The organism is Thomasclavelia sp. (assembly GCF_047249845.1).
GTDB lineage: Bacteria > Bacillota_I > Bacilli_A > Erysipelotrichales > Coprobacillaceae > Thomasclavelia.
In genome coordinates this window covers 71,622-91,827 of record NZ_JBKTWO010000003.1, presented here as the reverse complement: position 1 = coordinate 91,827, position 20,206 = coordinate 71,622, and the positions used below count along the sequence as shown (strand labels likewise).

Annotated in this window: 21 protein-coding genes; 16 read left to right on the top strand and 5 right to left on the bottom strand. The window is 29.7% G+C overall.

The features are described from left to right. Nucleotides 1-3: 3 nt before the first annotated feature. From ACLR9T_RS01490 to ACLR9T_RS01445, 10 genes are all read left to right on the top strand, one after another. Complete coding sequence (locus ACLR9T_RS01490; RefSeq protein ID WP_413107762.1) at nt 4-999, top strand: SIS domain-containing protein; 996 nt, start codon at nt 4-6, stop codon at nt 997-999. Nucleotides 1,000-1,001: 2 nt separating this feature from the next. Continuing rightward, nucleotides 1,002-1,649 (top strand): HAD family hydrolase, encoded by a 648-nt coding sequence (locus ACLR9T_RS01485; RefSeq protein WP_413107761.1) that lies wholly within the window; start codon nt 1,002-1,004, stop codon nt 1,647-1,649. A 277-nt stretch (nt 1,650-1,926) separates the two neighbouring features. Beyond that, nucleotides 1,927-2,760 carry a DUF5685 family protein gene (locus tag ACLR9T_RS01480; RefSeq protein ID WP_413107760.1) on the top strand — a complete coding sequence of 278 codons (834 nt, stop codon included), beginning with the start codon at nt 1,927-1,929 and terminating at the stop codon, nt 2,758-2,760. Further along, nucleotides 2,760-3,380, top strand: coding sequence for a J domain-containing protein (locus ACLR9T_RS01475; protein ID WP_413107759.1), 621 nt, complete (start codon nt 2,760-2,762; stop codon nt 3,378-3,380). The genes ACLR9T_RS01480 and ACLR9T_RS01475 overlap by 1 nt, the downstream gene beginning before the upstream one ends. A 15-nt stretch (nt 3,381-3,395) precedes the next feature. Beyond that, nucleotides 3,396-5,156 (top strand): molecular chaperone DnaK, encoded by a 1,761-nt coding sequence (dnaK, locus tag ACLR9T_RS01470; protein ID WP_413107758.1) that lies wholly within the window; start codon nt 3,396-3,398, stop codon nt 5,154-5,156. Nucleotides 5,157-5,193: 37 nt separating this feature from the next. Beyond that, nucleotides 5,194-5,745: a beta-class carbonic anhydrase gene (locus ACLR9T_RS01465; RefSeq protein WP_413107757.1), complete on the top strand. Its 552-nt coding sequence runs from the start codon at nt 5,194-5,196 to the stop codon at nt 5,743-5,745. A 182-nt stretch (nt 5,746-5,927) separates the two neighbouring features. Next, entirely contained in the window at nt 5,928-6,839 is a 912-nt protein-coding gene (nadA, locus tag ACLR9T_RS01460; protein ID WP_413107756.1) for a quinolinate synthase NadA, read from the top strand. A 14-nt stretch (nt 6,840-6,853) separates the two neighbouring features. Further along, a complete protein-coding gene (locus ACLR9T_RS01455) occupies nt 6,854-8,155 on the top strand; it encodes an L-aspartate oxidase (protein ID WP_413107755.1) in 1,302 nt (433 codons plus the stop codon). Further along, nucleotides 8,133-8,987 carry a carboxylating nicotinate-nucleotide diphosphorylase gene (gene nadC / locus ACLR9T_RS01450; protein ID WP_413107754.1) on the top strand — a complete coding sequence of 285 codons (855 nt, stop codon included), beginning with the start codon at nt 8,133-8,135 and terminating at the stop codon, nt 8,985-8,987. Before ACLR9T_RS01455 ends, nadC begins: the two co-directional genes overlap by 23 nt. Nucleotides 8,988-9,047: 60 nt before the next feature. After that, nucleotides 9,048-10,412: an FAD-dependent oxidoreductase gene (locus tag ACLR9T_RS01445; RefSeq protein WP_413107753.1), complete on the top strand. Its 1,365-nt coding sequence runs from the start codon at nt 9,048-9,050 to the stop codon at nt 10,410-10,412. A gap of 33 nt (nt 10,413-10,445) precedes the next feature. Here the strand turns inward: ACLR9T_RS01445 and ACLR9T_RS01440 are convergent, their stop codons facing one another. From ACLR9T_RS01440 to ACLR9T_RS01420, 5 genes are all read right to left on the bottom strand, one after another. Continuing rightward, nucleotides 10,446-11,075: an epoxyqueuosine reductase QueH gene (locus ACLR9T_RS01440; RefSeq protein WP_413107752.1), complete on the bottom strand. Its 630-nt coding sequence runs from the start codon at nt 11,073-11,075 to the stop codon at nt 10,446-10,448. 106 nt (nt 11,076-11,181) lie between these two features. Beyond that, nucleotides 11,182-11,550, bottom strand: a complete 369-nt coding sequence (locus ACLR9T_RS01435) for a DUF6483 family protein (RefSeq protein WP_413107751.1) — start codon at nt 11,548-11,550, stop codon at nt 11,182-11,184. A gap of 65 nt (nt 11,551-11,615) precedes the next feature. After that, nucleotides 11,616-12,641: a tRNA preQ1(34) S-adenosylmethionine ribosyltransferase-isomerase QueA gene (queA, locus tag ACLR9T_RS01430; protein WP_413107750.1), complete on the bottom strand. Its 1,026-nt coding sequence runs from the start codon at nt 12,639-12,641 to the stop codon at nt 11,616-11,618. Nucleotide 12,642: 1 nt separating this feature from the next. Then, the gene (gene tgt / locus ACLR9T_RS01425; RefSeq protein ID WP_413107749.1) at nt 12,643-13,779 is read right to left on the bottom strand and encodes a tRNA guanosine(34) transglycosylase Tgt; all 1,137 of its coding nucleotides are present in this window, start codon (nt 13,777-13,779) and stop codon (nt 12,643-12,645) included. 110 nt (nt 13,780-13,889) lie between these two features. Then, nucleotides 13,890-14,594: a LytR/AlgR family response regulator transcription factor gene (locus ACLR9T_RS01420; protein WP_413107748.1), complete on the bottom strand. Its 705-nt coding sequence runs from the start codon at nt 14,592-14,594 to the stop codon at nt 13,890-13,892. Between the two features lie 181 nt (nt 14,595-14,775). Between ACLR9T_RS01420 and ACLR9T_RS01415 the strand changes: the two genes are divergently transcribed. The 6 genes from ACLR9T_RS01415 (at nt 14,776) to ACLR9T_RS01390 (ending at nt 20,169) form a co-directional block, all read left to right on the top strand. Then, complete coding sequence (locus ACLR9T_RS01415) at nt 14,776-15,351, top strand: accessory gene regulator B family protein (RefSeq protein ID WP_413107747.1); 576 nt, start codon at nt 14,776-14,778, stop codon at nt 15,349-15,351. Between the two features lie 219 nt (nt 15,352-15,570). Next, nucleotides 15,571-16,419, top strand: coding sequence for a sulfide/dihydroorotate dehydrogenase-like FAD/NAD-binding protein (locus ACLR9T_RS01410; protein ID WP_413107746.1), 849 nt, complete (start codon nt 15,571-15,573; stop codon nt 16,417-16,419). After that, nucleotides 16,419-17,807 carry an NADPH-dependent glutamate synthase gene (gltA, locus tag ACLR9T_RS01405; RefSeq protein WP_413107745.1) on the top strand — a complete coding sequence of 463 codons (1,389 nt, stop codon included), beginning with the start codon at nt 16,419-16,421 and terminating at the stop codon, nt 17,805-17,807. Before ACLR9T_RS01410 ends, gltA begins: the two co-directional genes overlap by 1 nt. 254 nt (nt 17,808-18,061) lie before the next feature. Beyond that, the gene (locus tag ACLR9T_RS01400; RefSeq protein WP_413107744.1) at nt 18,062-18,646 is read left to right on the top strand and encodes an NAD(P)H-dependent oxidoreductase; all 585 of its coding nucleotides are present in this window, start codon (nt 18,062-18,064) and stop codon (nt 18,644-18,646) included. A gap of 1 nt (nt 18,647) precedes the next feature. Then, the gene (locus ACLR9T_RS01395; RefSeq protein WP_413107743.1) at nt 18,648-19,190 is read left to right on the top strand and encodes a GNAT family N-acetyltransferase; all 543 of its coding nucleotides are present in this window, start codon (nt 18,648-18,650) and stop codon (nt 19,188-19,190) included. A gap of 106 nt (nt 19,191-19,296) precedes the next feature. Beyond that, nucleotides 19,297-20,169: a helix-turn-helix transcriptional regulator gene (locus tag ACLR9T_RS01390; protein WP_413107742.1), complete on the top strand. Its 873-nt coding sequence runs from the start codon at nt 19,297-19,299 to the stop codon at nt 20,167-20,169. Nucleotides 20,170-20,206: the final 37 nt, after the last annotated feature.

Here is a 20,206-nt window from a genome sequence, read left to right as displayed (position 1 = left end):
AAGATGTTAAATTTTGATGAAAATAGAGTAAGAACAGAACACCAAAATGGAGTTAATTTAATTCCTGAGGTAGAAAAAATTGTAGATCAGGTTTGTCAAGAAGGGTATTCAAATATTTTTCTGTTTGGAATTGGAGGAACTCTTTTATATGCAGGGCAGATTATGCATACAGCAAAACAGTTAGGATATGATTTACCAATTTATTTAGAGAATGCAACTGATTTCTTATATGAAGGAAATGCAAAATTTAATGAAAAATCAATTGTTGTTATTGCTTCATTGTCAGGAAATACTGTAGAAATAGAACAAGCGATTGATAAGGCTCATGAAGTTGGAGCAAGAGTTATTGGTTATGTTGAAGTATTAGAATCACCATTAGCAAAAAAAGTTGATTATTTAGTAAATACATTTGGTGGAGAATATTATTATTGGTATTCAGTTGTCTTACGCTTTATAAAAAATGCTGGACAATTTGATAAGTATGACCAGTTATTTACAGAAATTAAAGCTATGCCGGAAAATGTTGTACAAATCTATAAAGATGCTGATGCTGATATGAAAAATTACGCTGAAAAATATTGTGATGAGCCAATAACATATTTAGTAGCTTCTGGAAACTTAGAAGATTGGGCAGTATGTTATGGTATGTGTATTATGGAAGAGATGCAATGGATGCGTACAAGACCGATTTCAGCAGCAAATTTTTTCCATGGAACATTAGAAGTAATTGAAAGGGATATTCCTGTTATCTTAATTAAGGGGGAAGATGCAACACGTCCAGAAATGGATCGAGTAGAAAGTTTTGTTCATAGAGTAAGTGCTAAAGTTACTGTATTTGATACAAAGAAATTCAAATTAGATGGTATTAGTGATGAATTTAGAGGTATTTTATCTCCAATTGTGATGAGATCAGCGTTTATGCGTTTAAATGTACATTTAGAACATTGCAGACGTCATCCAATTGATATTAGACGTTATTATAAAGCTTTAAATTATTAATCATGAAAAAGACAACTATTGTATTTGATATGGATGGTGTGATTTTTGATAGTGAAACAATGTATGTCAATGAACTTATCACTTTCTTTAAAATACATCATATAGATATATCGATAAATGATTGTAAAAAAGTTATCGGTGTAGATCATCATAAATTTAGAAGTATTATTTATAATTGGTGGCAAAACAGAACTTCTAAAGAAGAGTTTGATCGAATTTTAAATAATTATTATGATTCTTTATTAAGAGATTATCAAGCAATAATAAATCCAGGAATCTACACTTTACTTAAATATTTAAAAAATAATCACTATAAGATTGCATTAGCTTCATCTTCAAGTATTCAATTGATTAATCAGGCAATAAGTTCAGCTTATCTTAGACACTATTTTGATTTAATAACAAGTGGTGAAATTTTTAGACAAAGTAAGCCTAATCCTGAAATATATTTATATACTATTGATAAACTTCAAAGTTCAAAAGATGAAACACTTATTATTGAGGATTCTTTACCAGGAATTCAAGCAGCTTTCAATGCAGGAATAGATGTAATAGCTTTAAAAGATAAAAATTTTGGAATTGATCAAAGTCAGGCACAAATAGTTGTGGATAAGCTGCTTGATATTATAAAATATTTAGATAAATTTTAGTGAAGTTTTATTATAAAAGTAGACATCAAGAAGTCAAAACGACTTATTATGAGTCTACTTTTTTGTATCATGAAATAAAAGAAAATTATTTGATTTTTGGTTGATTATACAATCTAAAATTATTATGTTATAATAGCTAAGTTCATGAATAGTTAATAATAGAAAAATATACTATGTCATAGATTATGAAGCTTATATGTAAGATGTATAAGGGAACTGAGATGACATGGTAAACATGTCCGAGTTATAAAAATAAATTTGAAAAGAGAAGCTGATTATGTTTGGGTATGTAATTGTAAATAAACCAGAAATGAAATTTAAAGAATTTGACCTTTATCATTCTTATTATTGTGGTTTGTGTAAAACATTGAAAGATAAGTTTGGATTAAGAGCACAAGTTTCTTTAAATTTTGATATGAATTTTTTAGCTCTTTTGTTGACGGGGTTATATGAACCTGAAACAGAATTGAAATATGAACGTTGTATCATGCATCCGTTAAAGAAACATCAGGAACGCTATAATAAATGTGTTGATTATGCAGCTAAAATGACAATAGTCTTAACATATTTTAAGTGTGAAGATGATTGGTTAGATGAAAGAAAAATTAGTCGACAGACGTATAAGAAAATAATAAAAAAAGCTTATAATAAAGTAAAAAAAGAATATCCTGATAAAGTAAATAGAATAGAATTATGTTTGCATAAAATAAATGATTATGAAAAGCAGGGATTGAATAATTTAGATGAAGTCTCGAAGTATTTTGGGGAAGTCATGGGGCTTATTTGTGCATATAAAGATGATGAATGGTATGATGAATTGTATGAGCTTGGTTTTTATTTAGGTAAGTTTATATATTTTATTGATGCTTATGAGGATATAGAGGATGATTTAAAAAAAGGAAATTACAATCCTTTAAAACAAATGTATCAAACGGAAGAGTTTGATGAACGGTGTAGAGATATTTTAGAATTAATGATATCTGAGGCAACTATGGCTTTTGAAAGATTGCCAGTAATTGAAAATGCTGCAATTATTAGAAATATATTATATAGCGGTGTGTGGACCAAATATGAATTAATTAAGAAAAAACGAATGGAAGGTAGGAAATAATGAACCCATATCAAATATTAGGAATAGATTCAAGTGCAAGTGATGACGAGGTAAAAAAAGCATATCGGACATTAAGTAAAAAATATCATCCCGATGCTAATATAAACAATCCGAATCAAGCTGCTTATACAGAAAAATTTAAAGAGGTTCAAACTGCCTATAAAACAATAATGGATGATCGAAAAAGAGGTTTTACTAATCGTAATTATGGTGGTGATCCTGGAACAGGACAAAGTGGACAATATAGTTATCAATACACTGGTAATGATCAGGCGGCTTTTAATGAGGCAGCGGGGTTTATTAATGCCCATCGATACCAGGAAGCACTTAATATTTTAGCACAGATCAAAACCCGTAATGGAATGTGGTTTTATTATAGTGCAATTGCTGAAAATGGAATTGGTAATAATATAACTGCAGTAGAATATGCTCAAACTGCAGCTCAAATGGAACCTGGTAATTTGCAATATCTGTTATTATTACAACAATTAAAAGGTGGACAGAGACAGTATCAAACAGGACAAGAGACATATGGTTCACCATTTAATGACATGTCATTTTGTTACAATATAATGTTGTGTAGTTGTTTATTAAACTGTTGTGGCTGTAGAGTTTGTTAAAAGGAGAAAATATAAATGAGTAAAGTAATTGGAATTGATTTAGGAACAACTAATAGTTGTATGGCTTATATGGAAAACGGTAAAGCAGTAATTATTCCTAATGGAGAAGGTAACAAAACAACTCCAAGTATAGTGGCTTTTACATCAGATGGTAAACGTTTAGTTGGTGAAAATGCTAAACGTCAAGCGGTAACAAATCCTGGTAATACCATATCATCAATTAAGCGTGAGATGGGAACTGGTTTTCGTAAGACAGTTAATGGTAAAGCTTATAGTCCACAAGAAATATCAGCTATGGTATTACAAAAATTAAAAATTGATGCTGAAGCATATTTGCAAGAAAAAGTAACAGAAGCAGTTATTACTGTTCCTGCCTATTTTAATGATGCACAACGTCAGGCGACAAAGGATGCTGGAAGAATTGCAGGATTAGAAGTTAAAAGAATAATTAATGAACCTACTGCTGCAGCGTTAGCTTATGGATTAGAAAATAGTTATGGTCAAAAAGTAATGGTATTTGATTTAGGTGGAGGAACTTTTGATGTTTCTATTATTGAGATTGGAAATGGCGTTATTGAAGTTCTTTCTACCTCTGGTGATAATCATCTTGGTGGTGATGATTTCAATGACTGTGTTGCAAAGTATATAGTTGAAGAGTTTAAGAGAATCGAAGGTATTGATTTAACTCATGATCAAGTTGCTATGCAAAGAATCAATGAGGCTGGTGAAAAGGCCAAAATTGAACTTTCAACAATGGTTACTACAATTGTCAACTTACCATTTATTACTAATACAAATACGGGACCTAAAAATTTAGAAATAGAACTAACGAGAGCTAAATTTAATGATTTAACTAAAAACCTGGTTGATCGAATTGTGATTCCTATGCAAAATGCATTAAATGATGCTAGATTAACTCCTGAAGAGTTAAATAAGATAATATTAGTTGGAGGTTCTTCAAGAATTCCAGCTGTTCAAGATAAAATTAAAGAAATTACAGGTAAAGAACCTAGTAAATCTTTAAATCCTGATGAGTGCGTTGCTTTGGGGGCAAGTATTCAGGGTGGTAAATTATCTGGTGACGTCAGTACGACAGGAAATTTTGATGTATTATTACTAGATGTAACTCCATTGACCTTGTCGATTGAAACAGTAGGAGGTGTAGCAACTCCTTTGATTGAACGTAATACTACTATACCAACAAGTCATTCACAGACATTTACAACTTCTGCAAATTTTCAAACTCAAGTTGAAATTAATGTTTTACAAGGCGAAAGACCTCTTGCTAAGGATAATAAAAGTTTAGGTAAATTTAAGTTAAAAAAGATTAAAAGAGCAATGCGTGGAGTACCACAAATAGAAGTAACATTTGATATTGATGCAAATGGAATCGTTAATGTATCAGCTAAAGATCTAGCTAGTGGGAATATGCAAAGTATTACTATTGAAAATACATCAAATATGTCAGATATTGATATTGAAAGGGCAATTAATGAAGCTAAACAATTTGAACAGCAAGATGCTGTTACTAAAGAGCGATTGATTTTTAAAAACGAAGTAGAAAATTTGGTCCTTTCAATTGAAGCAGCTTTATCAAAAAATAGTAAACAAATTGATAAAACGTTAAAATCAAATATCAAAAACGAATTAGCATCTTTTAAAAAATTAACAAAAAAAGTTGATTATGAAACTTGTGATCAAGTAAAATTTGATGAAATAAAAAGTGCTAAGATTAATTTAGAATCAGTAGCAGCATCGTTATTATCAATGCAATAATCCTTGGTTATAACCAAGGATTTTTTAGGAGGAAAAAATGATAGAGGAAATTTTAAAATATAATCAAAATTTTGTTAGAAATAAAAAATATGAACCATACACAACTAGTAAGTATCCCGATCGTAAATTAGCAATCATAACATGTATGGATACTCGTTTAATCGAATTATTACCTGCAGCATTAGGAATAAAAAATGGTGATGCTAAAATCATAAAAAACGCAGGAGGCGTAATAGTACATCCCTTTGGAAGTGCTGTACGTAGTTTATTAATTGCTATTTACGAACTTAATGTTGAAGAAGTTATGATTATTGGTCATACAGATTGTGGAGTTGGTAATATTGATGTTACATTATTATTAGAAAAAATGAAAAAACGAGGGGTTAGTGAAACGGTTATTAATGATTTAGTATATTGTGGAATTGATTTTGATAAATGGCTCGGTGGATTTGATGATGTTGAAACATCAGTTAAAGAAAGTGTTAATTTGTTGAAACAACATCCTCTTATTCCTAATGGAATCAAAATACATGGATTTGTAATGGATTCTCAAACAGGAGCATTAAATATGCTAATGGATGAGCGATAATTTTACTTTTGTTATTAGAATCTTTTAATTATGTAATGAAATAAGGTATAATGGATGATGTAGAAATATTTTATGATTTTTCTGTTTAGTCTTGTTAACTATTTCACTTGACAAGGATGGAGATTTATGGGATATTTTACCTTATATATGAGTCTTAAAATTATGTAAATGGGGAATGTTAAATGAACAATATTATTGATGAAATTGAAAAGTTAAAAAAAGAAAAGAATGCGGTTATATTAGCACATTATTATGTAGATGGAGCAATTCAGGATATTGCTGATTATTTAGGAGATTCTTATTATTTATCTAAAATTGCAGTAGATTGTCCACAAGATGTTATTGTTTTTGCAGGGGTCGAATTTATGGGTGAAAGTGCAAAGCTTTTAAGTCCTGATAAAACAGTCCTAATGCCTGATAGTGATGCTGATTGTCCAATGGCACATATGGTAGACGAATATTTTATTGCTCGTATGAAAGAAAAATATGATGATTTGTGTGTTGTCTGTTACATTAACTCAACTGCTGAGATTAAAACAATGTCTGATGTTTGTGTAACGTCATCAAATGCAAAGAATATCGTAGAAGCTTTACCTAATAAAAATATTCTATTTATTCCTGATCAGAATTTAGGAAAGCATATTGCTCAGTTAGTTCCAGACAAAAATTTTGTTTTTTGTAATGGATATTGTCCAACACATTATCGAATTACAGCACAAGATATATCAGATGCTAAAAAAGTTCATCCAGGAGCGCCAGTATTGATACATCCAGAATGTAAACCAGAATGTGTAGAGTTAGCTGATTATGCAGGAAGTACATCAGGAATTATTGATTATGCAACAAATGATCAAGAACATGATGAATTTATCGTAGTAACAGAATTGGGTGTAGTTCATGAGATGGAAAAACGAAATCCAGGAAAGAAATTTTATCTTGCATCAGATAAATTGATTTGCCCTAATATGAAAAAAAATACGCTAGAAAAAATTCGTGATTGTTTAAAAAATAATACGAATAAAGTAGAACTAGATCAAGAATTTATTACAAGAGCAAAGAAACCATTAGAAAGAATGCATGAGTTAGCAAAATAAGAGGGCGTAAAATAATGAATAATAATTTTGATGTAATCATTGTAGGAACAGGAGCTGCCGGTTTATTTGCAGGGCTTTGTTTACCTCGTGATTTAAATATCTTAATGATTACTAAAAGCAAAATAGAAAATAGTGATTCTTATTTAGCTCAAGGCGGAATCTGTACATTGAAAAGTGCAGATGATTTTGATGCGTTTTATCAAGATACATTAAAAGCAGGACGTAATGAAAATAATCCTGAATCTGTTAAAATAATGATTCAACAAGCGCCACAAATAATGAAAAATCTAATGGATTTTGGAGTTGAGTTTGATCGTGATAGTGAAGGAAATCTAGCTTATACACGTGAGGGAGCACATTCGGAATTTAGAATTTTGCATCATCAAGATGTTACTGGTAAAGAAATTACTTCTAAATTAATTAAACAAATTGAATTATGTAATAATGTTACACTAGTAGAAGAAGCAACAATGTTAGATATTATTCATAATGGTAATAAAGTAACTGGAATCATAATGGAGAATAATGATGATGTTGTTCAAATGAATGCTAAAGTAGTAATTTTAGCGACAGGTGGAATAGGGGGATTATTTGAACACTCTACAAATTTTAGACATATTACAGGTGACAGTTTTGCTATTGCATTAAAAAATAATATTGCACTAGAAAATATTAATTATATACAAATACATCCAACGACCTTATATACCACTAAACCAGGAAGAAGTTTCTTGATTAGTGAATCAGTTCGGGGTGAAGGGGCACATTTATTAAATCTTGATATGAAACGTTTTGTGGATGAGTTGTTACCACGTGATGTAGTAAGTAATGCAATAAAAAAAGAAATGGATAAAGATCATTCTCCCTATGTTTATTTATCAGTTATGCATATGGATCATAAACAAATTCAGACTAGGTTTCCTCATATTTACAAACAATGTCTTGAGGAGGGGTATGATATGTATCAGGAACCAGTACCTGTTGTTCCTGCCCAACATTATTTAATGGGAGGAATTAAAAGTGATACATATGGTAGAACTTCAATGGAAAATCTTTATGCCGTTGGTGAGACTGCTTGTAATGGGGTGCATGGTGCTAATCGTTTAGCGAGTAATTCTTTATTAGAAAGTTTGGTATTTGCAAAACGTGCAGCTGGAGTTATAAAGGAGACTATTAATGATATTGATTTTGATCCTAAATATATTGATGTGAGTAAATATGATAAAGGTAAACTAGAACTTGAAAATAAAAAAATAATTATGGATGAAATTAAAAGAAAAGATGGTGAGTTTTATGATAAATGGTGTAAATCTTAAAGTTAATATTGATGATTATATCTTAAATGCTTTAAAAGAGGATATTACAAGCGATGATGTTACTACTAATGCGGTTATGCCTAATGCTAAATTGGGTCATGTTGATTTAATTTGTAAACAAGAGGGAATTATATGTGGATTAGAGGTTTTTGAAAGAACTTTTAAATTATTAGATAATAACTGTAAGTTTATTACTAAGTATCATGATGGTGATGAAGTAAAAAACGGAGACTATATTGGAGAAGTGATTGGTGATATTAGAGTATTATTGTCAGGAGAGAGAGTGGCTTTAAATTATTTGCAAAGGATGAGTGGGATTGCAACATATACTCATGAATCAGTAGAAGTTTTAAAAGGATTCAAAACAAAACTGCTTGATACTCGTAAAACAACACCAAACAATCGGATTTTTGAAAAATATGCGGTTAAAGTTGGTGGTGGAACAAATCATCGTTATAATCTATCAGATGGTATTTTAATTAAAGATAATCATATTGGAGCTGCAGGAAGTATTAAAAAAGCGATTGAAATGGCTCGTGATTATGCACCGTTTGTACGTAAAATTGAAGTAGAAGTAGAAAATTTAGAACAAGTAAAAGAAGCGTTAGAAGCAAAAGCAGACATTATTATGTTAGATAATATGAATAATCAGATGATGAAAGAGGCAATTGCTTTAATTGGAGATCAGGCCCAAAGTGAATGTTCAGGTAATGTTACTAAAGAGAGGTTATTAGAAATAGCTGAAATAGGAGTGGATTTTATTTCTTCGGGAGCAATTACCTATGCTGCACCAATTCTTGATTTTTCAATGAAAAACTTAAAACCATATTAGATACTGAAATATTCAGTATCTTTTTTATTTTAATGGATATAATTAATAAGGTGATAAAAGATGAATAATGAATCATATTGGCAAAAAACAGTAAAGTTGCCTAGCTATCCTAGTATAAAACAGGATGATTGTTATGATGTTGTAATTGTTGGAGGAGGAATGAGTGGGATTACTTTAGCATATCGGTTAAATGATAGTAATTTAAAGGTTGCTTTAATTGAAAGTGATACTCTTGCAAGTAAGACAACGGGTCACACAACAGCTAAAGTTAGTTATTTACACGATGTACTTTGTATTGATATATCTGAAGCTTATAATAAAAGTATAGCAAAAGAATATTTTGATTCAAATTATGAGGCATATCAAGAGATAAAAAAAATTGTTAATTTAAATCAAATTGAGTGTGATTTTAAAGAAAATATTGCTTATATTGAAGCCGAAGATAATTTTAATAATGAAAAGATAGAAAAACAAATTAAATTGTTTAAATCATGGGGATTAGACGTTATTGAAAAAAATGAGGGTAAATATATATTTATGGGCTTACATAATCAGGCTGTATTTCATCCTTTAAAGTATCTTAATGAATTACTAAAAAAATGTAATAAAATTGATATTTATGAACATTCTTTAGTAAAAGAAAAACAAAATAAAGATAATAAAATTTATTTAAAAATAAACGGGTGTAAGATTAGTGCAAAAAAAGTAATTTGGATGACACGTTATCCACCTAATTTACAAAAAGGATACTTTTTTAAAATTCTCCAGGAAAAAGAACATGTAATTTATAAAGAGGGAAAAAATATTGATAATAGTTATTTAAATATAACAACAAATTATTCTAAACGACCAATAGATAATAGTGGGATTTTGGAAATAAAACAAAAATTTTCTAAAAATCATTTATATTGGTATGCTCAAGATAGCGTTCCATTACGAAAAATCCCATATATCGGGAAAATTAATAATAATGAATTCGTTGCTTATGGTTATAACAAATGGGGTATGACTTTGAGTCATGTTGCAAGTAAGCTAATTTATGATTTGCTGATATTTGGTGATAGTAAATATGCTTCGTTATATAGTCCAGGATATGGAAAATATTTATCTTCTAAAGATGATATAGTGAAGTTGGTTAAAAATAATTATCACGGAATGATTAAAAATCGTATACTAGCGACAAAGGAATTAAAATTAAGATGTAATCAAGGTAAAGTATTTAAATATCAAGGTCGACTTGTTGCGATATATAAAGATAGTCAAAAAAGATTTTTTTATTTTTCCCCTTATTGTCCACATTTAAAATGTGTAATAGAATTTAATGAAAAGGATCAAACATGGAATTGTCCATGTCATGGGTCTATTTTTGATTGTTATGGTCACTTGATTAGTGGTCCTGCAACTAAACCGTTAAAGAGATACTAAAAACCACATTACAAGTGTGGTTTTTAAAATATTTTAAATTTCCCTTTTTCGTTTTAACATTTCTTGATATGAATAAACACAACCACAGTAATTTTGACGATATAGGTTGTAACTATCTGCAAATTTAACGGATTTTAGGTAACCATTGTTTTTTTTAAAGTCACTAAATAAAAACTTGGTTTTATGTTGTGGATAACTAGCTCCTATTTCATTGATCCATTGACTATTTTTATGTGGCGAAACGCTTAATACTGTGGTCCAATAATCATAATTATGTTTTAGACTATAATTATATGCATCATTCATTCTTTTTTGATAACAAAGATAACAACGTTTTCCCCCTTCTGGCTCTTCTTTAAATTTAGAAATATCTTTTAAATAACTATTAGGCTGATATGTTTGTTCGATCACATTAATATTTTGATGGTAATCCTGATTAAATTGTTTTATAAAAGTAAGTAGTTCTTGATAGCGGCGCTGATATTCAACAATAGGATAAATATTTGAGTTTGAATAGTAAATTGTAATTTCAAATATTTCAATAAGTTCTTTAATTACATTTCCGCTACATGGTCCACAGCAAACATGAAGCAGTAGACGAGGTTTAGTATTTTTTATTTTAGTTAATTCTTCTTTGAATTTTAGATCATAGTTTATTTTCATGAAATAATTATAACATAATTTTTTAAAAGCATCATATAGAATGATTTAAAGTTTTAAGAAATAGTATTTATAAAATTTTGTTGGAAAGATATATTATTTTTCTATATTATATTAAACAATTATATTTACTGGTTGCATCCATAAAATTATTGGTTATTTCATGGCGGTTTAGCTGATGTTCAATAAGTTGTTTGTCACTCATATGATCAAGATAATCATAGAAAAAAAGAATTATTTTTAGATATTGAAGATCATTTGTATCTATATTATTTAATAATAAAGTTTGTGCTTCTAAGTATTTTTGTTCTTTTATTAAAGTAATTATTTTTAAATAAATAAGATCACTTTGTGTATAATTATTTTCATCTTTGATAACATAGGTGATTTGCTCAGTACCAAAAAATAATTTAGCTAAGGTTTTGGCAACATTTTGGATTTGGCGGATAATAAAATCTTCTTTATGATATGAAAACATTTTTCCACCCCCTTTGCTTTTAATTGTATCATATAAAAATAAAAAAATGTAAATCTCTTTAAGATTTACATTATAAACATACTATCGCCAAAACTAAAGAAACGATATTTTTCATCAATAGCTTCTTGGTAAGCCTTAAAAATAAACTCCTTATTAGCAAAAGCGCTAATTAACATTAACAAAGTAGATTTAGGTAAATGAAAATTAGTAATTAAACAGTCAATTGCTTCGTATTTATATCCAGGATAGATAAAAATATCTGTATTTTCATGTGTAGCAGTAAATTTTCCGTATTTTTTCATATTAGCTTCAAGTGTTCTAGTTGAAGTTGTTCCTACAGCAATGATCCGCTGACCATTAGTTTTAGCTGCATTCAGCTTTTTAGCAACATCAGGCTCGATTATATAATATTCACTATGCATATGATGATTAAGAACGTCATCAACTTTTACTGGTCTAAATGTTCCTAAACCAACATGTAGAGTGACATCAAGAATCTCAATTCCCTTATCTTTTATCTTATTAATAATTTCATCAGTAAAATGAAGACCAGCAGTTGGTGCAGCAGCACTTCCTTCAATTTTAGCATACACTGTTTGATATCGATTTTGATCATCTAACTTTTCTTTAATATAAGGTGGTAAAGGCATAGTTCCTAATTGATCTAAGATTTCATAAAATATTCCATCATAGATCATTTTAAAGATGCGAATTCCTTCATCTTTAATTCCAATACATCTTGCTTTTAAAAGTCCATCGCCAAATTTAATAATCGTATCAATTTTGACAATTCGGGCATTACCAACAAGACATTCCCAATTATCATCACCTTGATCTTTCAATAATAATACTTCAACATGTCCATTAGTCTCTTCTTTGATTCCAAATAGACGAGCTGGAATTACCTTAGTATTATTTCTAACTAGAATATCACCAGGTTTTAAATAATCGATAAGATCATAAAAATGCTTATGTTCAATAGTTTGTTTATTACGATTTAACACCATTAAACGGGAAGTATCACGTTTATCTAGTGGAGTTTGAGCAATTAATTCTTCTGGTAGATTAAAATCAAATTCACTTATTTTCATATTAAAAGGCCCTCTTATATACATCATGACCGTATTTATCTAAAAACTCTTTTTTGAAGTCAAGTAAACGGTCTTCTTTAATTGCTTCACGAATATCTGTTGCTAATTGTAGTAAAAAATTAACATTATGAATTGATAATAGCGTTTTGCCAAAGATTTCATCACATTTATGTAAATGACGAATATATGCTTTTGTATAATTCTTACATGCATAGCAGTCACACTCAGGATCTAAGGGAGTAAAATCATATTTAAACTTTTCATTATTAATATTTAAACGTCCTTGACTTGTCATAACAGCACCATGACGAGCCACTCGAGTAGGTAAGACACAGTCATACATATCAATTCCACGAATGGCACATTCAATTAAATCAATGGGGTTGCCTACTCCCATCAGATAACGAGGTTTATCTTCTGGCAGCCATTTAATAGTATCATCAACCATCTTATACATGACATCTTTTGGTTCACCAACACTAGTTCCTCCAATTGAGTATCCAGGAAAATCCATTGCAACTAATTCTTTAGCACAATGTTCTCTTAAGTCAGGGAACTCACCGCCCTGAACAATTCCAAATAGTGCTTGTTTATCAGTATTTTTGTGAGCCTCTTTTCCCCGCTTAGCCCAACGCAGGGTTCGTTCCATACTATTTTTCATATAGTCGTAAGTACAAGGATAAGGGGCACACTCATCAAATGACATAATAATATCAGCACCTAACTTATTTTGAATATCAATTGCTTTTTCTGGTGACAAAAACAGTGAGCTGCCATCGATAATACTTTTGAATTTTACGCCTTCTTCTTCAATCTTTCGTGTTTTCCCTAATGAGAAAACTTGAAATCCACCACTATCAGTTAGCATTGGTCCATTATAATTCATAAATTTATGTAAGCCACCAGCTTGTGCAACTACATCTTCACCAGGACGTAGCCACAAGTGATAAGTATTTGCAAGAACAACTTGTGAATGCATTTCTTTTAACATTTCTGGGGAAATTCCTTTTACAGTAGCTAATGTTCCTACTGGCATAAACATTGGTGTTTCAACATCACCATGAGGAGTATGCAAAATTCCATAGCGAGCACCAGATTGTTTACAAATATGTTTTAATTCATAACTTATTGCTGCCATAATATCCTCCTTAAAGCAAGCATTATTATACCCCAATATCAATATAAATACAATTTTTGTTTAAAAAATCTCCCACAATTAAAGATTAGATTAAGCTATAAAATAAGGGTTTATAAATTTCTTATTATATATTTTTGATAAGAGATTAAGGATTCTTTTAATCGGCGTTTGCTTATTAAAAGATTAGTTTTATCCTTAATAATTGCACTTTTATTTTCAATTCTAGTTACATATTTCCAATGAATTAAATATGACTGATTGATCATATAAAAATCAGGAGAATTGATAATACTTTCAATATTAGATAATTTATATTTAGTAGTTTCTATAGTATTATGTATAGTATGTATATAACATTTATGACCATAACTTTCACAATAAATAATATCTTTACAATTTATATTAATAATATTATTTTTATCACGAATTGATATAATTTTATTTTCTTTATTAAGTTTAGAAATTAGATGTTTAATTGGTTGAATCAACCCTTCATCAAGATCTTCCTTTTTAATGAAATCATATGGATGAACACTAAACGCATTAAATACTAAATCATATTTATTAGTAATGAAAATAATAATAGTATCACTATGTTTTTGTAAATAAGTTTGTGCTAAATCAATACCATCTATGTTAGGCATATCAATATCTAAAAATAAAATATCATAAAAGTTATCCATCTTTAGTTGTTGAGAGTTATTTAAACATGTGAATATAGGAGTAATTCCTTCATTATCAAAGATATGTTTAATTTTATTATAGATTATTTCAAGAATTTCAGTTTCATCATCAATAATGGCAATATTATACAAAACGCTTCCTCCTTTACTAAGTGTTTATATTATACACAAACAAAAAGATGATTGTCTAACATAGTTGGATTTGGCCTAAAAAAGATTTTTCCCAAATATGTTGGATTTATGACCGAATTTGTAAATGTATAGATAAATATATTATGTTTATGTTATTTTAGGTATCAGGGGGTGAGAATATTTGTTTGAATTCTTAGCAGAGAAAACAATACAAATATTAGAATCGTTAAACATAATATCCAAAAACCGTGCGATTTATAAATTTAGGATAGAGATTTTGATATCTATTCTTGTAGAAATATTATTAATAATGATGATTGGATTTATCCTAGACTGTTTTTTTGAAGCTGTTATATATAATGTTATTTTTCTTATTTTAAGAAGATATACAGGAGGATATCATTGTACAACACATTTGGGGTGTATTAGTACATATGTAGCTTTTTTTGGATTATATGTAATAATAAAAGAGTATTTTAACTTTTCAATAGTAGTACTATGCATAAACATTTTGATAATTGAAGGAAGCATCGTCTATCTTTCACCGGTCCAGCCTAATAATAAAATATTAAATGAATTGGAACAAAAAAAGTATCACCTCTATAGTATTACATTGTCTATTCTAATCGGTATTACTTGTCTAATGTTAAAGTTATTAGATATTCAATTATATACGATTCTAATATATTCGTTTTCGTTAGTTGCTGTTTTTATGATCGGTGAAAAAGTAATTGATAAATTTGATTTATTAAATTAATTTTTAATATATTGTTGACTACTGAATTGAATAATTATTATAAACATTTGATTATTAAATAATTAAGTGTTTTTTATTATATTATAGAAATTAGAGTTAGAATTATTTAGTTATAGAATTCTTATTATAATATTGTATACAAAAATTTTGAATTAGCATTGTTTTTTTTGTTTAAGCAAGCTACAATAGGTAGGAATAAATAATGTAGGGGGAAATAGTATGTACAAGATTTTGAAAAAAGAAGTACTAAATGATGTTGTTGAACTAATGGAAGTTCATGCTCCGTATGTAGCAAGAAAATGTGAACCTGGACAATTTATCATCTTGAGAGTTGGTGAAGATGGTGAAAGAATTCCTTTAACAATTGCTGATTTTGATCGAGATAGAGAAACAATTACAATTATATATCAGGTTGTTGGATATTCAACAAAGGAGTTAGCTAAATTAAATGAAGGTGATGAATTAACTGATTTTGTTGGGCCTTTAGGAATTCCTACTAAATTTCATGAAGTTAAACATGTAATTGGTGTAGCTGGTGGGGTAGGAAGTGCACCATTATATCCTCAACTTCGTGAGTTAGCAAACCGAGGTGTAGAGGTTGATGTTATTATTGGTGGACGTGAAGCACAATATGTTTTATTGGCTGATGAATTTAGAAAATTTTGTAAAAATGTTTATATAGCAACTGATGATGGATCTTTAGGTACCAAAGGGTTTGTTACTACTGTATTAAGTAATTTGATTGAAAAAGGTGAAAATATAGATGAGGTAATTGCAATTGGTCCAGTACCGATGATGAAAGCAGTTGTTAATGTGACAAAACCTAATAACATCAAAACATCTGTATCATTAAATCCAATTATGATTGATGGAACAGGTATGTGTGGCTGCTGTCGTGTTAGTGTTGATGGTAAAATAAAATTTGCTTGTGTTGATGGTCCTGATTTTGATGGTTTACAAGTTGATTTTGATGAATTAATGATGCGTCAACGAATGTTTAAAGAAGAAGAACATACAGTAAATGAAAATGCAAATCGGATGTGTAATTTAATGGGAGGTGCTAAATAATGCCAAATATGTCATTGACAAAAGTTACTATGCCTGAACAAAAGGCAGATGTAAGAAATAAAAATTTTGATGAAGTGGCTTTAGGATATACTAAAGAAATGGCGATGGAGGAGGCAACACGATGTTTAAATTGTAAACATCAGCCTTGTAAAAAGGGATGTCCAGTAGGTGTGCCAATTCCTGAATTTATCCAAGAAGTTGCAGCAGGCAATTTTGAAGAAGCATATAAGATTATTACAAGTGAAAATGCTTTACCTGCAATTTGCGGTCGTGTTTGTCCACAAGAAAATCAGTGTGAAGGTAAGTGTGTGCGAGCAATTAAAGGAGAGGCTGTAGGGATTGGGCGTTTGGAAAGATTTGTTGCAGACTATCATATGGCTCATGGAAAAGTTTCAGAATTAAAAATAGAAAGTAATGGCATTAAAGTTGCGATAATTGGATCAGGACCTGCGGGAATCACTTGTGCTGGTGAATTAGCAAAAAAAGGATATCAAGTGACTGTTTTTGAAGCCCTTCATAAAACCGGCGGAGTTTTATCTTATGGAATTCCAGAATTTAGATTACCTAAAGATTTAGTTCAAAAAGAAGTTGACAGTGTTGCAGCTCTAGGGGTTAAGTTTGAAACAAATGTGGTTGTTGGACGCTCAATTACAATTGATGAACTCCAAGAACAAGGATATCAAGGTATTTTTATTGGGAGTGGGGCAGGACTGCCACGGTTTCAAAATATTCCTGGTGAAAATTTAAATGGAGTTTATGCAGCTAATGAGTTTTTAACAAGGGTTAATTTAATGAAAGGATATGAATTTCCTAAACACCCAACACCAGTTAAAATAACTGATACAGTATGTGTAATTGGTGCGGGTAATGTCGCAATGGACGCAGCTAGAACAGCTAAGCGTTTAGGTGCTAAAGATGTGTATATCGTATATCGTCGAGGAGCTGAAGAAGTTCCAGCAAGAGCTGAGGAAGTACATCATGCTAAAGAAGAAGGAATTATTTTTAAACTTTTAACAAATCCTGTTAAAATCGAAGGTAAAGATGGTTGGGTTAAATCAATGGAATGTGTTGAAATGGAACTTGGGGAACCTGATGAAAGTGGAAGAAGAAGACCAGTAGTTAAAGAAGGATCAAATTTCATAATTGAAACAGGAACAGTAATTGTTTCAATTGGACAAAGTCCAAATCCATTAATTAGACAAACTACACCAGGTCTAGAGACTCAAAAATGGGGTGGAATTATCGTTGATGAAGACTCAATGAAAACAAGTAAAGATGGTGTATATGCTGGTGGTGATGTTGTTACTGGAGCAGCTACAGTAATTCTTGCTATGGGAGCTGGTAAAACAGCAGCTCAAGCAATGGATGAGTATCTTTCAACAAAATAATAGATAATGTCTAAGCATTTGCTTAGGCATTATTCGTATACTATAGGGATACTTTACTATTGACTATAATAAGAATATTATTAGTATAAGAACTTTTTAATAATTTATAAGAGATAAAGTATATTAAGATTGCAATTAATGTATTTTGTAAATAGTTCTTCTACAAAGTATTTGATATTTTAAAAGAATAAAAGTGACTTATTAGAGATATTCTTAATAACGCAATACCAGATAGAAAAGAAGGGAAGAATATTATGAAGGTATTAATAATATATTGTCATCCTTGTGATAATAGTTTTACTGCTAATATGAAAGATGAGTTTATTAAAGGTTTGAAAGATAGTAATCATGAGTATCAAGTATTAGATTTATATAATCTAGATTTTAATGAAACTTTTAGTGAAAAGGAATATTTAAGAGAAGCTTTTTATAATGATAATTTAGAAATACCTGCAGATATCAAACAACATCAAAATTTAATTAATAAAAGTGATGCCCTGGTATTTATTTATCCTGTTTTTTGGACTGAAGCCCCAAGTAAACTAGTAGGTTGGTTTCAGCGAGTTTGGACATATGGTTTTGCATATGGTAAAAAAGCTGAAATGAAACAATTAGATAGAGTATTAATGCTTGTAACTATGGGTGGCGATTTAAATGAAACGATTCGCCAGCAGCAGGTAGAAGCGATGAAAGTTGTGATGTTAGGTGATCGTATTGGAAAAAGAGCTAAATTGAAAGAAATGATCGTATTTGATAGAATGTCACGTGATTATCCAGAAAGAGAATGTAATTATAATAATAATTTAAAACGTGCTTATCAAATAGGAAAGGATTTTTAGAGTGAATAGAAACTTGATAAAAGGTGTTTTAGAGACGTCGCGTTTAAGATTGAGAAGGTTCAAACATAGTGATATTGATGCCGTATATAAATATGGTAGTGATGAACAGGTAGTAAAATATCTTGATTGGAATGGGGTAACCACCAGGCAACAGGCATTAGATATCATTGAAAGTTATTATTTAAATAGTTTAGGTGCATATGCAATTACTTTAAAAGATAGTGATCTGTGTATTGGAGCAATAGATATTAGGGTTGATGAGGCTAATGATAAAGCAAGCTTTGGCTATTTACTGGATCATGATTATTGGAATTTAGGATATATGCAAGAAGTATTAACGAAAATCTTAGAATATTGTTTTGAAGATTTAAAATTGAATCGTATTGAAGCTATACATTATAGAACAAATCCTGCTTCAGGACGTGTTATGGCTAAATCTGGGATGCAATTAGAAGGGATTGGAATTCAAGAATTAAAAATAAAAGGAATTTATCAAGATGTCATTCATTATGGTATTACTAAAAAAATGTGGCAAAAACGTTGATATTATATAATTGCAACGAAAAGTTGCTAAAAAGCTAATAGGTGCAACAGTTTGTTGGTGGTAAAAATATAATTGCTCATTTAATATTTATAGTGAGGTGATAAAGATGAGTTTAAGTGAAAATTTAAAAGTATTAAGAAAACAGAAAGGGTTGTCTCAAGAACAATTGGCCGAGCGATTAAATGTATCAAGACAAGCTGTGTCTAAGTGGGAATCTAAAAATGGAATGCCAGAGATGGATTCGTTGATTATCTTAAGTGAAATATTTGAATGTACTATTGATGATCTATTAAAGAATGATTTAACATCTCATGATTCGGCTGCCAAACATATATATGAAAAACATTATGATCTAATAGCTAAGGCATATTCTTTTGGAATAGTTTCTATTTTGTCTGGGGTTTGTGTGTATTTGTTTACGGAAATTTATTTCCCGGAAAATACTAAATATGAGTTTATTCCCCAAATTTTGTTTTTATTCTTTGTTTTAATAGGGGTAATCAGTTTTATTTATTTTGGGATGGTAGATTCTCATTTTGAAGAACGAAAAATAGAATTTGATGATTTTTATGATGAAAATGAGCGAATGGTTTTTAATCAGAAGTATTCTCTAGCTATTACTGTAGGTGTTGGATTGATTTTATTTGGAGTGGTTGTTCAGATACTGGTTGATAATATGTATAATGAAGGTTTAGCTAATGGATTGTTTATGATACTTGTAACAATAGCAATTGGGATTTTTGTATATTTTGGAATTCTTAAGAGTAAATATGATCGTGTTGATCATAATAAAATTATTGAAGAGAAAAAGAATAAGAAAGCATCTATGTATTGTGGAATTATTATGATGATTGCAACAATAATTTATTTATGGTGGTCATTTATGAGTAATGCATGGAGAGTTTCTTGGATAGTTTACCCAATAGGGGGAATTGTCTGTGGTATAGTCTGGTTGATTTTTGAAGGTAAAGAGGAATAAAGAATGGTAATATTTAATATTATCATTTTTTATTTTT

Coding starts and splice junctions, on each gene's coding strand:
- ACLR9T_RS01490 (WP_413107762.1), top strand. CDS start 4: ATGTTAAATTTTGATGAAAATAGAGTAAGAACAGAACACCAAAATGGA.
- ACLR9T_RS01485 (WP_413107761.1), top strand. CDS start 1,002: ATGAAAAAGACAACTATTGTATTTGATATGGATGGTGTGATTTTTGAT.
- ACLR9T_RS01480 (WP_413107760.1), top strand. CDS start 1,927: ATGTTTGGGTATGTAATTGTAAATAAACCAGAAATGAAATTTAAAGAA.
- ACLR9T_RS01475 (WP_413107759.1), top strand. CDS start 2,760: ATGAACCCATATCAAATATTAGGAATAGATTCAAGTGCAAGTGATGAC.
- dnaK (WP_413107758.1), top strand. CDS start 3,396: ATGAGTAAAGTAATTGGAATTGATTTAGGAACAACTAATAGTTGTATG.
- ACLR9T_RS01465 (WP_413107757.1), top strand. CDS start 5,194: ATGATAGAGGAAATTTTAAAATATAATCAAAATTTTGTTAGAAATAAA.
- nadA (WP_413107756.1), top strand. CDS start 5,928: ATGAACAATATTATTGATGAAATTGAAAAGTTAAAAAAAGAAAAGAAT.
- ACLR9T_RS01455 (WP_413107755.1), top strand. CDS start 6,854: ATGAATAATAATTTTGATGTAATCATTGTAGGAACAGGAGCTGCCGGT.
- nadC (WP_413107754.1), top strand. CDS start 8,133: ATGATAAATGGTGTAAATCTTAAAGTTAATATTGATGATTATATCTTA.
- ACLR9T_RS01445 (WP_413107753.1), top strand. CDS start 9,048: ATGAATAATGAATCATATTGGCAAAAAACAGTAAAGTTGCCTAGCTAT.
- ACLR9T_RS01440 (WP_413107752.1), bottom strand. CDS start 11,075: ATGAAAATAAACTATGATCTAAAATTCAAAGAAGAATTAACTAAAATA.
- ACLR9T_RS01435 (WP_413107751.1), bottom strand. CDS start 11,550: ATGTTTTCATATCATAAAGAAGATTTTATTATCCGCCAAATCCAAAAT.
- queA (WP_413107750.1), bottom strand. CDS start 12,641: ATGAAAATAAGTGAATTTGATTTTAATCTACCAGAAGAATTAATTGCT.
- tgt (WP_413107749.1), bottom strand. CDS start 13,779: ATGGCAGCAATAAGTTATGAATTAAAACATATTTGTAAACAATCTGGT.
- ACLR9T_RS01410 (WP_413107746.1), top strand. CDS start 15,571: ATGTACAAGATTTTGAAAAAAGAAGTACTAAATGATGTTGTTGAACTA.
- gltA (WP_413107745.1), top strand. CDS start 16,419: ATGCCAAATATGTCATTGACAAAAGTTACTATGCCTGAACAAAAGGCA.
- ACLR9T_RS01400 (WP_413107744.1), top strand. CDS start 18,062: ATGAAGGTATTAATAATATATTGTCATCCTTGTGATAATAGTTTTACT.
- ACLR9T_RS01390 (WP_413107742.1), top strand. CDS start 19,297: ATGAGTTTAAGTGAAAATTTAAAAGTATTAAGAAAACAGAAAGGGTTG.